The sequence below is a fragment of the Rothia endophytica genome (assembly GCF_928381505.1).
GTDB lineage: Bacteria > Actinomycetota > Actinomycetes > Actinomycetales > Micrococcaceae > Rothia > Rothia endophytica_A.
Map to the genome: position 1 here is coordinate 1 of NZ_CAKMSJ010000003.1, position 14,498 is coordinate 14,498.

The following is a 14,498-nucleotide window of genomic DNA, read 5'->3' on the forward strand; positions in this document are numbered from 1 at the left end:
GGTTTTTTTTGGGTGGGTCCCCCCGCCTCTTTGGCGCTTAAGCCTTAAAAGTCTGCCCGGTCAGGCGTTCAAAGGCTTCCACGTAGCGGGCCCGGGTCTTCTCTACCACTTCGGCGGGTAGTTCCGGCACAGGGCCGGTGCCGTCCCAGCCAGAAGCCTCGCTCTTGAGCCAGTCACGCACGTACTGCTTATCGAAGGACGCCTGGGGGCGTCCTGGCTCGTAGTCCTCGGCGTCCCAGAAGCGGGAGGAGTCGGGGGTGAGCACCTCGTCACCCAGGGTAATTTCACCGCGGTAGGAGTCGGTGCCGAACTCAATTTTGGTGTCGGCGAGAATAATGCCGCGTTCGCGGGCAATCTTCTCTGCGGTTTGGTAAACGTAGAGGGTGAGTTCCTCGAGGCGGTCTGCGATTGCTTCGCCCACTTCTTCGTTGAGCTCCTCGATGGTGATGGGCTCGTCGTGCTCGCCTACTTCTGCTTTACCGGTAGGGGTGAAGAGGGCGTTCTCAAGGCGGGAGCCGTCTACGAGGCCGGCCGGCAGCTTGTGTTCATTGACCATGCCGGTCTTTTGGTAGCAGGCCAGGCCTGAGCCGGTCAGGTAGCCACGCACAATACATTCCACGGGGAACATATTCAGGGATTTACAGATCATGGCTCGCCCTGCAACAACTTCAGGCACATCGGTGGAGAGCACGTGATTGGGAACACCGGTGAGCTGCTCGAACCACCAGAGGGACATCTGGGTAAGGATCTTGCCTTTATCAGGGATTTCAGTGGGGAGCACTTGGTCAAAGGCGCTAATACGGTCAGTAGCAACAACCATGACGCAACCGGCGCGAAGTTCAGCATCGTCGCTGAGGTTCACTCCTACCGCGTCCTGTGTATCTTCTAGGGGAATGTAGAGGTCTCGGACTTTACCGGAATAAACGTGCTTCCAGCCGGGAATATCAACCGGGGTGTTGGTCATTGTGGTTCTCCTGGTGTGTGATGCAGGGTGAGGTGTGAGCTAATGATAAAACTGTGACTGCCCACCCGTACAGAGGGTGAGCAGTCATAAACCTATTTAGAGAGGGGTGGGAATGGTAATGCGGTTCTCAGCAGCAGCTAGAGCAATGTCTGAGCGGTTCTGCGCGCCATCCCAGCTAATCGCAGCAACGCCAGAATAGGCTCGTTCACGGGCGTCCGCCAGGTCTTCGCCTAGAGCTACTACGGCTAGTACACGGCCGCCGGCTGTTTCGATGCCGCGGTCGGTAGCCACGGTACCGGCGTGGTCTACGTGCACGCTTTCAAGAGCGTTAGCTGCTTCGATGCCGGTGATGACATCGCCCCTACGGGGAGTGTCGGGGTAGTTTTCCGCTGCCATGACGACGTCAACGGCGGTGCGGGGGTCCCAGTCTAGTTCTAAGTCTGCGGGTAGCTCGCCCTTGGCTGCTGCCATGAGCAACCCTCCCAGGGGGGTTTTGAGGCGGGCCAGCACTGCCTGGGTTTCAGGGTCACCAAAACGGGCGTTGAACTCGATGACACGGATGCCGCGGGAGGTCGCAGCTAACCCGCAGTAGAGTACACCGACGAAAGGGGTGCCTCGGTGCGCCATCTCAGCGATAGTGGGGGCAGCTACCCTCTGTATGACTTCTTCAACGAAGCCTTCAGGTAGCCAAAGCAAGGGAGTATAGGCACCCATGCCACCGGTGTTGGGGCCCCGATCCTCATCAAAAATACGCTTGAAGTCTTGGGCAGGCGAGAGCGGTACACAGTTAGTGCCATCAGAAAGCACAAAAAGGGAAACTTCGGGGCCATCCAGATATTCCTCGATGACAACGGTGCCATCGGCGGCGAAACATGTTTCGGCGTGGGCCAGCGCGGCGTCGTAGTCCTCGGTGACTACTACGCCCTTACCAGCGGCCAGCCCGTCATCTTTGACCACATAGGGCGCGCCAAAAGCAGCAAGCGCACTTTCAGCTTCTTCTGTGGTACCAGCCACACGAGCCAGAGCGGTAGGGACGCCGGCAGCAGCCATGACCTCTTTGGCAAAAGCTTTGGAGCCTTCAAGTAAGGCAGCAGGCTTAGAGGGGCCAAAGACCGGGAAGCCAGCATCGCGCAGGGCGTCGGATACACCGGCGACCAGAGGGGCCTCGGGGCCAACGACCACCAGGTCAACGGCAAGTTCCTGAGACAATTCAACGACCTCAAGGGGGTTGTTGGCGTCAATGGCATGGACCGGGGCATCAGCGGCTATACCCGCATTACCCGGTGCAGAATGCACTTCGGTTACAGATGGATCTCTCCGCAAAGCTCGGATAATTGCGTGTTCTCGCCCGCCGGGGCCAAGTACCAAAACCTTCATATCCTTAGGCTACCCGATTGGGCCAACCTGACCAGTTTATCCAGCAGGAGTGACGCGAAAGATAACGGATATGTTTCGGGCCAAGCAGCCCCCTCGGGTAGTGTAACTTCTGCTGTATGACTACGGCATTCGCATTTTTACCTCGCACCTTTATTTTTTAGGGGATCACTATGACCTACCCAATGCCCAAGCGCCTCTGGGCTGAATTCCTAGGAACTTTCTGGCTCGTCTTCGGCGGCTGTGGCTCAGCCATCTTCGCAGCAACCGCTGTAACCTCTGACAACTTCCCTGTAGGCATTGGCTACGCAGGTGTAGCTCTCGCTTTCGGTCTTACCGTTGTCACCGGTGCTTACGCACTGGGCCACCTGTCCGGCGGCCACTTCAACCCCGCTGTCACCCTGGGTGTCTGGGCTGCTCGCAAGGTTGAAACCGCTGCCGTCCTGCCCTACATCATCACCCAGATCGTGGGCGGTACCGTAGCTGCAGTAGCTCTGTACGCTATTGCTTCAGGCGTAGACGGTTTCTCAGCTACCGAGTCAGGCTTTGCCTCTAACGGTTACGGCGAGTTCTCCCCCTCCGGCTACTCCATGCTCTCAGCTTTTCTGATTGAAGCGATCCTTACCGCTGTCTTCCTCTGGGTCATCCTGGGTGTTACTTCAAAGAACGCACCCCAGGGCTTCGCTCCCCTTGCAATCGGCCTGACCCTCACCCTCATTCACCTGATTTCCATCCCCGTTACCAACACCTCGGTTAACCCCGCCCGTTCACTGGCTGTTGCTTTCTTCGCGGGTGGCGACCACCTCTCACAGGTCTGGCTCTTCATTGTTGCTCCTATCGTGGGTGCCCTCATCGCAGGTGTGAGCTACAAGTTCCTCACCGGTGATGATGACATCGACACCGAAGAGCTCCCCGAGGCAGCATCACGCTTCGAGGCATAAGCTAGCAGGCGTTCTACCCTAGCTTTGACGCTTTCGGGCGGCCACCGTTTCAACGGTGGCCGCTTTTCTTATGCCCAAACCCACACGGTATTTATTTGCAGTAACTGCATTATTGCAGTTACTGTATAAATATGCTCAAACACTCGGTCCCCATCGACAAGCGCCGTGCCCGCTCCACCGCGTCCAAACAAAAAATTGCTGAAGCAGCCGAACAGCTGGTTTTGCGCAAGGGACGTAGCGGGCTCACTACCAGTGCCCTGGTCGAGGCAACTGATGTTTCAGAGCGCACTATCTTTAACCACTTCAAGAAAATTGATGATGCCCTCCTCTTTCGTATTGCTCAGCATCTAGAACCCATTATTGCCAGCCCTCCCTTCCCCGAAGGCCTTGCAACCTCACAGATACCTGCCGCTATCACGTACCACTTCCACGCAGCGGTGGACAGCCCCCAGGTGCAAGAACACCTTAAGAAATTTATTGTGCTGGCAGCGGCTCTGTCCTATGAAGAGTTCGAAGGCATGACGCAAGAAATCATGCTGACTTTAGGTACCATCTGCGATCACTTCTGCAGCAGCATTGACCACACCTACCCCCAGCTCACGGTTCAGCAGAGCCTTGCTAATGGCCTCTACACCGTCAATCTATTAATGGGTGTTCTCATGGCTTTCGTAGCTTTCGCTCAAGAATCTGAGCACAACCCCGCCTTTCTTTCAGCAGAAGCCAAAGATTTAGAAATGGCGCGCATCGTGCCCTATATTCACCGCAATATCGATCAGGTAGCTAGTGGAACCCCGGTTTACTAGCTACCTCAGACGCCCTTATATAGAACATCCACTTTTCATCACAGGAAGCTAACCAACAAGCATGTCACAACTCCTCTACAGGCTGGGTAGTTTTGCCGCCCGCCGCGCCTGGGCCGTTATTGGCGTTTGGGCTCTCATTCTTGCCGGAATCGGTGGGTCTTACGCCGCCTTTAAGGGCGAGATGAGTAACGAAATCACGATTCCAGGCACCGAAGCACAGCTGGTTCAAGAAGAGCTGGCTGAAACCTTTGATATGAACACTAACGCCGCTACCGGGTCCGCAATTGTGCAGACCCAGGGCGGCGGCGAGTTCACCGAGGACCAGAAGGCTGCTCTGGCGAGTGCGCTTACCCGAGTTGGAGAGCTGGAAGCCGTTGATAGTGTTACCAATCCCTTTGAGGTGGCAGCTGAAATTGCCGAAGGGAAGGCTCAGCTTGAGGAGGGCCGCTCCCAGCTGGAAAGCGGCACCGGTGAACTGGAAGCCGGGCAAGCGGAGATTGACCGCAACCGCGCTGCGGCAGAAGAGGGCCTCGCAGCCCTTGACGCAGCTCAAACAGACCTGGACGCCGGCAAGGCTCAGCTAGAAGATGCCCAGCGTCAGCTCGATGAGGCACGCGCCGGCCTTGAAGCATCTGGTGCTCCCGCTGAGGCTTTCGGTGAAATCGATGCCCAGCAGGGTGCACTCGACCAGCAGCGCGCTCCCCTAGAAGGAGCTCAGGCCGAGATTAATCGCAACCGTGCCGAAGCTGAAGCCGGTATCCAGGCACTGGATGATGCGCAAGCTCAGCTAGATCAGGGCCGCACTGACCTTGAAAGCGGCACCACGGAGCTGGAACGAAATGCAGCTCTGTTAGACATGACCTCCGACGCGGCGTCCATTTCTGAAGACGGCTCAACAGCCATCGCCGGTGTTACCTTTACCAACGAGCTCACAGCTCTTTCGTCCGAAGATCTTGAGACGGTGCGCAGTGAAATCAGCGCCGTTGAGGACGCCGGGTTGAAGGTGACCTTTGACCAGACCATGCAGGGCGTCGAGACCCACATGAACATGACCGCTGAACTCATCGGCGTGGCCATTGCTTTCATCATTCTCTTTGTCATGCTGGGCACCCTGGTAGCGGCTGGTCTGCCCATTCTCATGGCTCTCATTGGTGTAGGCGCCTCCGCGTTAGGCACCCTCGCACTCTCGGGCGTCATCGATATGACCAGCACTACCCCCACCCTGGGTACCATGCTGGGCCTGGCTGTCGGCATCGATTACACCCTCTTCATCCTCAACCGCCACCGCAACAACCTGGCGCAGGGAATGGACATCCGGCCCTCCATTGCGCTGGCAACGGGCACCGCCGGTGGTGCGGTGGTCTTTGCCGGCATCACCGTGATGATTGCCCTGTTGGGTCTCAACGTGGTGGGCATCCCCTTCCTCTCCACCATGGGTAACGCTGCTGCCTTCGCTGTTTTCATGGCGGTAGCCGTATCGGTCACCTTCTCCCCCGCGTTGCTCTCCCTGATTGGGTGGCGCCTCATCAGCAAGAAGCACCGCGCCCATCTCCAGAAGCGCGCTGAACAGGCTGCGTCCGAAGATCCCTCTGATACCGCAGCAGCTAGTGTGCGTGCAGAAGCGCACGCAGCCGCCCAAGCTCACGAAGAGAAGAAAACCGGCTGGATTGCGGTGGCCCTCAAGAAACCCCTGCTCACCATCGCTGCGGTGGTTTTGGCTTTGGGCTCTCTCTCGCTACCAGTAGCGGACATGCGTTTAGGGCTACCTGATGGCTCATCCCAGCCCACTGACTCGGCAGCTAACATCAGCTACAACCTCATTGCTGATACCTTCGGCGAGGGGCGCAACGGCACCGTGATTGCGGCTGCGCGTCTGCCCGAAGGCACCTCTGAGGACGAAGCCGCAGCGCTTCAGGTTGACATCGGTCAGGATATCTTGGAACAGGACCACGTCGTCAGTGTAATCCCCGCACTTGTCGCCGAAGATCATTCAGCCCTGCTCTATCAGGTCGTTCCCGCCGAGGGTCCCAACTCAGAGTCAACCACCGCTCTCGTGCACGAGCTGCGAGCGCTCACCGTGGATACCGACCGCGGGCAGATAAACTTCGGTGTCACCGGCCAGACCGCTATGAACATCGATATCTCAGAGAACCTTTACAAGGTGCTTCCCATCTACGTGGGTATCGTCATTGGTCTCTCGCTTCTGGTGCTCGTTCTGGTCTTCCGCTCCATTCTGGTGCCGGTCACCGCAACCATTGGTTTCCTCTTCTCGCTGTTGGCGGCGATGGGTTCCACCGTGGCGGTGTTCCAGTGGGGCTGGGCTAGTGAGCTCTTCGGGGTTGCTACCCCCGGGCCCATCCTCTCCTTCCTGCCTATCCTTGCCGTCGGCATTCTCTTCGGCCTAGCTATGGACTACCAGCTCTTCCTGGTCTCCGGCATGAGAGAGGCTCATAGCCAGGGGCGTGGAGCTCAAAAGGCTGTCATTATTGGCTACCAGCATGGAGCCAAAGTGGTCACCGCAGCGGCCCTCATTATGGCCGGTGTCTTTATTGGCTTCGTCTTCTCGGGTGACCCCATGATTGCTTCTATCGGCTTCATCCTCGCCGCCGGCGTCCTCTTTGACGCCTTCTTGGTCCGTATGACGCTGATTCCCGCGCTCATGTACCTTCTGGGTGAGCGAGTCTGGTGGATCCCCAGCTGGCTCGATAAGGTGCTGCCTGATCTGGATGTTGAGGGCACCAAGCTCGAAGCTGAAATGACCAAAACGGTTTAGGTATTCGGTAGAACTTTTCGCCCGAAAGGGGTTAAAAACAGCCAGTTTTTAACCCCTTTCGGGCGAAAACTTTTTGCGGGCGGAAATCGCGCCGAGCACCTTTGCCGCCGCACGAGGGATAACCCTATCTTCGTGGAGGACGCTCTCCGTCAGGTCCCGCCGGGCAATACGCACTTCGATCCACCCGGCAGCTTCAGTTCGGTGTTGCCGGTCTATATCCCGCTGGTATTGGGCAGAATCTCCGTGGTGGGCGCCGTCGTACTGAATGCTAATTCTGAGTGCCGGTAAAGATAGGTCGGGCTCAAAAACGACGTAGCCCACCTCGTTATAGACCGGGACGTTACAGACAAGACCTCCCACACCGTGATCTTCCAGCAGCAGGCGCAGTTCGGTTTCTTTCACTGAATCTGAGCCGCTGACGGCCCGGCTCAGGGCAGCACGGCATTTTTGTACACCCCACCTACCCTTCTTTTCAGCGAGCATAGTTTCTAGGTCTTCACGCTTAACCTGCGGTTTCATAAAACGATGGGGGTGTTCCACCAGTAGACCATCGGCTACCGCAATTAGTTCTTCTTCACTGAGGTGCCGTGCAAGATCAAAGAAGGTTCGCTGACGAGTGGTGACGTAAACGCCCTTGTGCTTGGTCACTTCGCTCGGTTCTATGGGAATCTCAAGCCGGGTTACGCCCTGCCTCCGGTAACCGGTTTTATTAGCGGGGCAAATAATATAGGTGTGCAGGTCCTCCTGCATGGCCCAGGGCAAGCGCATGCCATGTAGGTGAGCAGCAGAGACACCAGCCAGCACAGCCCCCGGCATGCTCTGCGCCGATAGCATGAGGTACTCGGTAAGGCTCGGCCGGTAGCCACTCTTTGCATAGATACCGCTCTGAACCCGGTAGCGCTTATTTTTGGACCACTGTTCCCGGGTGAGACCGTTGCGCCGAGCAGCTTTTGTCGTGTAGATGTTGGGTATATCGACTTCCCGTCGTTTTGCGTTCATACGCCCAGGGTGCCAGAGGAAAGCAAGCATTTTCACCGGTGAAGGGTAACTGTGTACACCTGCCGGACTTTTCCCCAGGTGGCCTTCACGCGCATCACTTGGCAGGATAAAAATTCCTGCAGACTTTTCGCCCAAAAGGGGTTAAAAATTACCCCTTATTAACCCTTTTCGGGCGAAAAGTTCCTAAGTGCGGAGGGCGGAATATAAGCAGCCGTCAGTAGACTTGACCCATGCAGACTTTTACCGCTGACCAAGCAGCCGAACTCGCCGTCGTCACCCGCGGGGGCTTCACCGAATCCCGCCACGTAGGTTCGGTGGTGGTGTTGGACGCCGCCGGCCAGGTCGCTTTCTCCGCTGGAACACCCGATGAGTTAATTTACGCCCGTTCAGCTCTCAAGCCCCTGCAAACCATTGCCTCGATGAACGCGGGGGCTGAGTTGCAGGGAGCGCAAATCGCTCTAGCCTCTGGCTCCCATACCGGTTCCTTTGAACATATGAAGGTGGCGCAGGCCGTCCTTGCTGAAGCTGGTTTAACCGCTGATGACTTGCAGTGCCCGGCAGCCTGGCCCGCCGATGAGCCCAGCTATCATGCCCTCGTGCAGGCAGGTCACGGCAAGCAGAAACTGGCTTTTAACTGTTCGGGTAAGCACGCCGCTTTTCTCTGGGGCTGCGTGAAATCAGGCTGGGACACCGCCACCTACCTTGAACCCCAGCACCCCCTGCAGCAGTTGGTTTTGCAGACTATTGAGGACTACACCGGGGAGCCTCCCCAGCACGTTTCCGTTGATGGCTGCGGCGCCGCTCTAGCTGCAACATCGCTGACGGGCCTGGCCCGCGCTTATTCAACTCTGGGCGCTGCCGCTTACAACATTAAGGCGGATGCCCGGGCAGCTACCGTTGCTACTGCCATGATTGACTACCCAGAGTACGTACACGGGGTGGGTTCCAGCGATACCGTACTTTCTGAGACTCTGGACGCCGTGGTAAAGCGTGGCGCCGAGGGAGTTCTGGCCATTGGCCTGCAAGGTGGAGCAGCCGTAGCCGTCAAAATGCTAGATGGCTCCAACCGGGCAACGTCTCTGGTAGCGGTACGCGCTCTACAGGCAGCCGGTTTAGTTGAAGCTGATGCAGCTGACCGCGCGGTAACAGCAACCACCTTCCCCATCACCGGTGGCGGCGCCCCTGTGGGCGCTATCGAACCGGGAGCGGCTTTTGAGGAGCTGCTTTAATGGCGATACGGCGTAAGGTATCTGAGGACGCCGGGGCGGCGGCTCTTGCTGGCATCCAACAAGCCCTGGGTTCAGCTGACCCAGCCACAGATTTCGCGACTCTCCCCCGCACCGTCCGGGCAACCGGCGTCCGCTATCTGCTGGAGGAACTGGCAACCCTGGCTCCCGGCAACTCGGTGGAAGTGCGGGTGCCGCCCTTCGGCGTGACGCAGTGTGTGGCGGGCCCTCGACATACCCGTGGCACTCCGCCCAACGTAGTGGAGGCAGACGCGCTGACCTGGTGCCAGGTTGCCCTGGGCTTTGCCACCTGGAGTGAGAAGGCTGCACTCATCTCAGCGTCTGGGTTGCGCTCAGATTTAAGCGACTACCTGCCGCTTTTCTAGAGATTCAACCCATGAGCCACACGCTGGGTGGGGCGTGCTCTCGCCGAAGCCCTGTCAGGTGCATCAGTCAAGCGCTAGGTAGGCGGCTCCCCCAGGCACGCTCTAAACCGGGTAAGCTTAAGCCCCATGAGCACCCCTTCTGAGAAGACCGAAGAGACCCAGTATTCCCTGGGCCAGCATTTTGACCCTGCTACTGCACCAGAACGCGCGCAGCTGACCGTGCGCCGCGCGCCGTCCATCCCTGCTTTTGCAATTACCGGGCTGGTTTTTGGCTTAATCGTTGCGTTTGTGGTTACTCTTCTAGGGCCTGAAAACGAGAACTACACCTTTGGTGCGGTGTACGGGGTTATGGCTGTCATCTTTGGCACTGTCTGCACCGCACTGTTCATTGTGTTGGCGCTGTTGCTGGATCGCCGCTCCTCTAAGCGGCCCAAGATTTACAGTGCCACCTCAGATACTGTCTAGGATTAATGGCCCATCAGCGCGAATGTACACGCCGCTGGTGGGCTTTTCTTCTTTAAGCTCTTTACAGCGGGTAAACTAAGTTTGTTCGCTCGCTCACGTGCCCCACCCCACACGGCAGTGACGAGGCTAACCACCACACGAGAAGAGATGGAAAATCGCGCTTTGGCTCGTTCCGATGGAAAACTCACCCACGATCTCGATCCCCTAGACCACGGCCCCAAAGACGAATGCGGTGTCTTTGGCGTGTGGGCTCCCGGTGAAGACGTCGCAAAACTTACCTATTACGGTCTTTACGCCTTACAGCATCGCGGCCAGGAGTCTGCCGGTATCGCAACTAGCGATGGCAAGCACCTTAGCGTCTATAAAGATATCGGGCTGGTTTCTCAGGTGTTTGATGAAACCACGCTGAACTCCATGCCCGGCCATATGGCCATTGGGCACTGCCGCTACTCAACCACCGGCGGCAATATCTGGCAGAACGCGCAGCCTACCCTGGGCGACACCCCCCACGGCACACTAGCGCTGGCGCATAACGGTAACCTGGTCAACTCAGCAGACCTCTATGATCGTCTGCTGCAGAAGAATGAGGGTAAACGACCTGAGCGCGGAGAGCTAGCGCAGGGCAATACAACCGACACGGCATTGGTCACCGCTCTGCTGAAAGATCATCATTTTGAGAGCCTCGAAGAGGCAGCTCTTGATCTACTTCCGACCCTCTCTGGCGCCTTCTGCCTGGTTTTCATGGATGAGAACACCCTCTATGCGGCGCGTGACCCCCAGGGTGTGCGTCCACTAGTCTTGGGCAGGCTTGAACGCGGTTGGGTCATAGCCTCTGAAACCGCTGCTCTGGATATCGTTGGTGCTTCTCTCGTGCGTGAGGTTGAACCCGGCGAATTCATCACGATCGATGCCGACGGCCTACGCTCCCAGCGTTTCGCTGAGGCTAAGCCGGCGGGGTGTGTCTTCGAGTATGTGTACTTGGCCCGCCCCGACACCACTATCAGTGGGCGGAGCGTTTACGAATCCCGAGTTGAGATGGGGCGCCAACTGGCGCGCGAACATCAGGTTGAAGCCGACCTCGTGATGCCCACCCCCGAATCCGGCACTCCTGCTGCCATTGGCTACGCTGAGGAATCCGGCATTCCCTTTGGCAACGGCCTCGTCAAGAATGCCTACGTGGGCAGAACCTTTATTCAGCCTTCCCAGACCATCCGCCAGCTGGGCATTAGGCTCAAGCTCAACCCCCTGCGCAGCGTCGTGGAGGGTAAGCGCCTGGTGGTTATTGATGACTCCATCGTGCGCGGTAATACCCAGCGCGCCCTGGTCCGTATGCTGCGAGAGGCCGGAGCCAAAGAGGTGCATGTGCGTATCTCATCCCCACCTGTTAAGTGGCCCTGCTTTTACGGTATTGATTTTGCTTCCCGCTCTGAGCTGGTAGCTAATGGCCTAACCGTTGAAGAGATTGGTAAGTCACTGGGTGCAGATTCTCTGGGGTACATCTCTGAAGAAGGCATGATTGCCGCTACCGAGCAGCCCCGCGAACGCCTCTGCACCGCCTGTTTCACGGGCAATTACCCCATCCCCCTGCCTGCTGAAGAGCGCCGGGGCAAAGCGATTTTCGATACCGATAAGAACGGCGGCCCCCTAGCCGGTACCGCCGCTGAAGTAACGGTTGAGCGAGAGGTCGCACATAGACCAGAGCATGCCACAGCGGTTTCTATTGATACCCGCCCAGGCACCGAGGCTCTAGAGCAGAAGTTCTCCACTCCTGCCCAGAGCACCGAGCAGCAGCCCGTCACCAAGACCGGGTGCGAACCTGGCCCGGACGCCGATCTCGAGGCGCTCGTCCTCCCCGAAGACAAAGTTTCACCCACCACCAAGAAGGGCTCATAATGACCGCAAATAAGGCAGTAACCTACGCTTCAGCAGGTGTGGACGTTGAGGCAGGTGACCGCGCCGTCGAGCTGATGAAAGACGCGGTGAAGGCGACCCACGGCGCCGGTGTGGTGGGCGGGGTCGGCGGCTTTGCTGGCCTCTTTGACCTCTCTGTTCTGAAAGATTATCGCAAGCCCTACCTGGCGACCTCCACCGACGGTGTGGGCACCAAGGTAGCGATTGCGCAGGCTCTGGATGTTCACCACACCATTGGTCATGACCTGGTGGGTATGGTGGTCGATGACATCGTGGTCACCGGTGCCCGTCCCCTCTTCATGACCGACTACATCGCCACCGGCAAGGTGGTACCCGAGCGCGTGGCTGATATCGTGCGCGGTATCGCTGAGGGCTGTTCCCTGGCTGGTACCGCCCTGGTGGGTGGCGAAACCGCTGAGCACCCCGGGCTACTGGCTGAAGATGAGTACGACGTTGCAGGGGCGGCCACCGGCATTGTTGAGGCAGATGAGCTTTTGGGCCCGAATCGGGTACGCGAGGGTGATGTGCTGATTGCTATGGCGTCCTCAGGTATCCATTCCAACGGTTACTCCCTGGTGCGCAAGGTCATTAACGTTGCTGGCTGGGGTCTAGAACGTCAGGTGGACGAGCTGGGCCGCACTCTGGGTGAAGAATTGCTGGAGCCCACCCGCATCTACACCGCGGATTGCCTGGACCTGATTGAGGCTTTCCCCGTCAACGGTGAAGACGGGCAGACCGGTAGCGGTATTCGCGGTTTCTCTCACGTCACCGGTGGCGGACTGGCCGCTAACCTGGCACGTGTGCTGCCCCGCGGGACCGTGGGCCTGGTGGACCGTTCCAGCTGGGAAATCCCGGCTATCTTCCGCCTCATCAGCGAGCTGGGTTCTGTACCCCAGGCTGACTTGGAGCGCACTCTCAACCTAGGTGTCGGCATGATCGCTGTAGTTGACCCCAGCGTGGCCGATGCTGCCGTGGAGCGTCTCAACAAGCGCGGGCTTCCCAGCTGGGTTCTGGGAACCGTAGAGGCAGATAACGGTGACCACCAGGGCAACTCCGACTACGTTCAGGGCGCTAAAGGTGTGGACGGCGGCGCGGCAGTGCTGCTGGGCAACTACGCCTAAATCCGTAAGGGCGCAGCAAAGGGGCCAGATTTTTTAGAAGAGACCATGAGCATGGTGATCTCTTCTAAAGAATCTGGCCCTTTTTTGAGGTAGGTCAAAGAAAAGGCACCTAGCCGCTTGGTGCGGCAGGTGCCTAATATGACGGGAAGAACCCGCGTTGGGCGCGGGTTATCTACCGTCGTAGTCGTCAGAATATTTATCTGCGTACTGCGAATAGTCTTCTTCGTCATCCCGCCGCGGATAGGCAGATGATCGGTTGCTAGAACCCGTGCTTTTGCTGAGTTCTTTCTCAAGTGCAGTGTAATCGGTCTCGGGGCTGAAGTACTTCATCTCCCGAGCCTGACGTGTTGCTTTAGCCTTTTGACGGCCGCGCCCCATGGCGAGACCCCCTCTTTATCGCTCGTATCTGGTTACCTGCTCATGCGCGCACAAGAGTACCAGAAAAACCTTCAGTCTTTTCTGTATATAAGGGTACAGGTTTTTGCGACCATTTTCCTCCCGCTCTGCCGGTGAGACGTAAGAATGTAGTCACAAGTATAGAGAACGGTCGTTTTACTGCCTTGCCAGAGTGTAGAGAGCATCCGCTACATCAGCCCTCCATAGGTAAGTAGCCCTAGCATCTGCCCTGCCTGGGCCCTGATTGATGACAGCCAGAGGCTTGCCTGCCCTCACTGTGTCCAGAGCAATTTTGTAGCTACTCATGACGGCCAGAGATGATCCCAGCACCAGTAGTGAGGACGCGCGCTCCCCCAGCTCTCGCACCGCCTGCTTGCGCTCCGAAGGTACAGCTTCGCCAAAGTAAACCACCGCCGGTTTGAGCTTGGTTGAACCGCAGGCAAGGCAGGGCACCATGCTGAAATCGCGAATGAAACGATCGGCTAGGTCAACGTCACCGTCAGGGTTGACCTGCAGGTCGGCACCAGTTAGACGGGCAAGATAACCGGGGTTGGCGGCGTCGATACGAGCATCCAGCGATTCACGATTCTCGTGCGCTGCGCAATCCAGGCACTCAATGGTGGATAAATCCCCGTGCAGGGTCACCACATCCCGAGCACCGGCTGCTGAATGCAGACCGTCGACGTTCTGGGTAATGATGCCAGCCAGCTTTCCCTGGGCTTGAAGATCCGCAAGAAGGTAGTGGGCTGTATTGGGGCGGGCGCGGCTCATCTGCCGCCAGCCCACAAAGGACCGCGCCCAGTAGCGTTGCCGGGCAACCGCATCGTACTTGAATTCCTGATAGGTCATGGGCCGATGGTTTTTGAGAGAGCCCGCCGGGCCGCGGTAGTCCGGTATGCCCGAGCCGGTTGAGATACCCGCACCGGTCAACACCAGAACATCACCCGCATCCAACAGGGCACGGACACCCGCGGCGGCGGTAGCTGGGTCGGTTGGTTCAGCGGTTTCGTTCACCACCCGCTCAATGGAGCGCAGGGCGGCGCGATGGGTTGCGGCAATGTCAGCATTAGCGCTGATGCTCTCAGCAGCACCTGCGAATCGGGTATCAATGGCCATGGCTCTATCTTACTGAGCGATGG

Annotated in this window: 13 protein-coding genes; 8 read left to right on the plus strand and 5 right to left on the minus strand. The window is 58.0% G+C overall.

The genetic code is table 11. The features are described 5' to 3' along the window. Positions 1–37 precede the first annotated feature (37 nt). Positions 38–964 (minus strand): phosphoribosylaminoimidazolesuccinocarboxamide synthase, encoded by a 927-nt coding sequence (locus L6990_RS03885; protein ID WP_237202767.1) that lies wholly within the window; start codon positions 962–964, stop codon positions 38–40. A 96-nt stretch (positions 965–1,060) separates the two neighbouring features. Further along, complete coding sequence (purD, locus tag L6990_RS03890; RefSeq protein ID WP_237202768.1) at positions 1,061–2,341, minus strand: phosphoribosylamine--glycine ligase; 1,281 nt, start codon at positions 2,339–2,341, stop codon at positions 1,061–1,063. Positions 2,342–2,511: 170 nt separating this feature from the next. Here purD and aqpZ point away from each other — a divergent pair, with 170 nt between their 5' ends. The 3 genes from aqpZ (at position 2,512) to L6990_RS03905 (ending at position 6,855) form a co-directional block, all read left to right on the plus strand. Next, positions 2,512–3,279, plus strand: coding sequence for an aquaporin Z (gene aqpZ, locus L6990_RS03895; protein WP_272879262.1), 768 nt, complete (start codon positions 2,512–2,514; stop codon positions 3,277–3,279). Between the two features lie 131 nt (positions 3,280–3,410). Next, positions 3,411–4,082 (plus strand): TetR/AcrR family transcriptional regulator, encoded by a 672-nt coding sequence (locus L6990_RS03900; RefSeq protein ID WP_237202769.1) that lies wholly within the window; start codon positions 3,411–3,413, stop codon positions 4,080–4,082. Positions 4,083–4,143: 61 nt separating this feature from the next. Further along, positions 4,144–6,855, plus strand: a complete 2,712-nt coding sequence (locus tag L6990_RS03905; protein ID WP_237202770.1) for an MMPL family transporter — start codon at positions 4,144–4,146, stop codon at positions 6,853–6,855. 48 nt (positions 6,856–6,903) lie between these two features. Here the strand turns inward: L6990_RS03905 and L6990_RS03910 are convergent, their stop codons facing one another. Next, positions 6,904–7,854: a hypothetical protein gene (locus tag L6990_RS03910; protein WP_237202771.1), complete on the minus strand. Its 951-nt coding sequence runs from the start codon at positions 7,852–7,854 to the stop codon at positions 6,904–6,906. Positions 7,855–8,084: 230 nt separating this feature from the next. Here L6990_RS03910 and L6990_RS03915 point away from each other — a divergent pair, with 230 nt between their 5' ends. The 5 genes from L6990_RS03915 (at position 8,085) to purM (ending at position 12,963) form a co-directional block, all read left to right on the plus strand. Then, on the plus strand, positions 8,085–9,083 hold the full coding sequence (locus tag L6990_RS03915; RefSeq protein ID WP_237202772.1) for an asparaginase: 999 nt from the start codon (positions 8,085–8,087) through the stop codon (positions 9,081–9,083). After that, positions 9,083–9,466: a sterol carrier family protein gene (locus L6990_RS03920; RefSeq protein ID WP_237202773.1), complete on the plus strand. Its 384-nt coding sequence runs from the start codon at positions 9,083–9,085 to the stop codon at positions 9,464–9,466. Before L6990_RS03915 ends, L6990_RS03920 begins: the two co-directional genes overlap by 1 nt. 126 nt (positions 9,467–9,592) lie before the next feature. Then, complete coding sequence (locus L6990_RS03925; RefSeq protein ID WP_237202774.1) at positions 9,593–9,931, plus strand: hypothetical protein; 339 nt, start codon at positions 9,593–9,595, stop codon at positions 9,929–9,931. Positions 9,932–10,093: 162 nt separating this feature from the next. Continuing rightward, a complete protein-coding gene (gene purF, locus L6990_RS03930) occupies positions 10,094–11,824 on the plus strand; it encodes an amidophosphoribosyltransferase (RefSeq protein WP_237203098.1) in 1,731 nt (576 codons plus the stop codon). After that, positions 11,824–12,963: a phosphoribosylformylglycinamidine cyclo-ligase gene (purM, locus tag L6990_RS03935; protein WP_237202775.1), complete on the plus strand. Its 1,140-nt coding sequence runs from the start codon at positions 11,824–11,826 to the stop codon at positions 12,961–12,963. The genes purF and purM overlap by 1 nt, the downstream gene beginning before the upstream one ends. Positions 12,964–13,131: 168 nt before the next feature. On the opposite strand, the gene L6990_RS03940 is transcribed toward purM, so the two are convergent. Continuing rightward, positions 13,132–13,341: a DUF3073 domain-containing protein gene (locus L6990_RS03940; RefSeq protein ID WP_237202776.1), complete on the minus strand. Its 210-nt coding sequence runs from the start codon at positions 13,339–13,341 to the stop codon at positions 13,132–13,134. Between the two features lie 174 nt (positions 13,342–13,515). Further along, the gene (locus L6990_RS03945) at positions 13,516–14,475 is read right to left on the minus strand and encodes a Sir2 family NAD-dependent protein deacetylase (protein WP_237202777.1); all 960 of its coding nucleotides are present in this window, start codon (positions 14,473–14,475) and stop codon (positions 13,516–13,518) included. Between the last annotated feature and the right edge of the window lie 23 nt (positions 14,476–14,498).

Excerpts from the sequence above, each read along its gene's own strand:
- L6990_RS03910 (WP_237202771.1), bottom strand. The coding sequence starts at position 7,854 with ATGAACGCAAAACGACGGGAAGTCGATATACCCAACATCTACACGACA.
- L6990_RS03920 (WP_237202773.1), top strand. The coding sequence starts at position 9,083 with ATGGCGATACGGCGTAAGGTATCTGAGGACGCCGGGGCGGCGGCTCTT.
- L6990_RS03885 (WP_237202767.1), bottom strand. The coding sequence starts at position 964 with ATGACCAACACCCCGGTTGATATTCCCGGCTGGAAGCACGTTTATTCC.
- purD (WP_237202768.1), bottom strand. The coding sequence starts at position 2,341 with ATGAAGGTTTTGGTACTTGGCCCCGGCGGGCGAGAACACGCAATTATC.
- L6990_RS03900 (WP_237202769.1), top strand. The coding sequence starts at position 3,411 with ATGCTCAAACACTCGGTCCCCATCGACAAGCGCCGTGCCCGCTCCACC.
- L6990_RS03925 (WP_237202774.1), top strand. The coding sequence starts at position 9,593 with ATGAGCACCCCTTCTGAGAAGACCGAAGAGACCCAGTATTCCCTGGGC.
- L6990_RS03915 (WP_237202772.1), top strand. The coding sequence starts at position 8,085 with ATGCAGACTTTTACCGCTGACCAAGCAGCCGAACTCGCCGTCGTCACC.
- L6990_RS03945 (WP_237202777.1), bottom strand. The coding sequence starts at position 14,475 with ATGGCCATTGATACCCGATTCGCAGGTGCTGCTGAGAGCATCAGCGCT.
- aqpZ (WP_272879262.1), top strand. The coding sequence starts at position 2,512 with ATGACCTACCCAATGCCCAAGCGCCTCTGGGCTGAATTCCTAGGAACT.
- L6990_RS03905 (WP_237202770.1), top strand. The coding sequence starts at position 4,144 with ATGTCACAACTCCTCTACAGGCTGGGTAGTTTTGCCGCCCGCCGCGCC.
- L6990_RS03940 (WP_237202776.1), bottom strand. The coding sequence starts at position 13,341 with ATGGGGCGCGGCCGTCAAAAGGCTAAAGCAACACGTCAGGCTCGGGAG.
- purM (WP_237202775.1), top strand. The coding sequence starts at position 11,824 with ATGACCGCAAATAAGGCAGTAACCTACGCTTCAGCAGGTGTGGACGTT.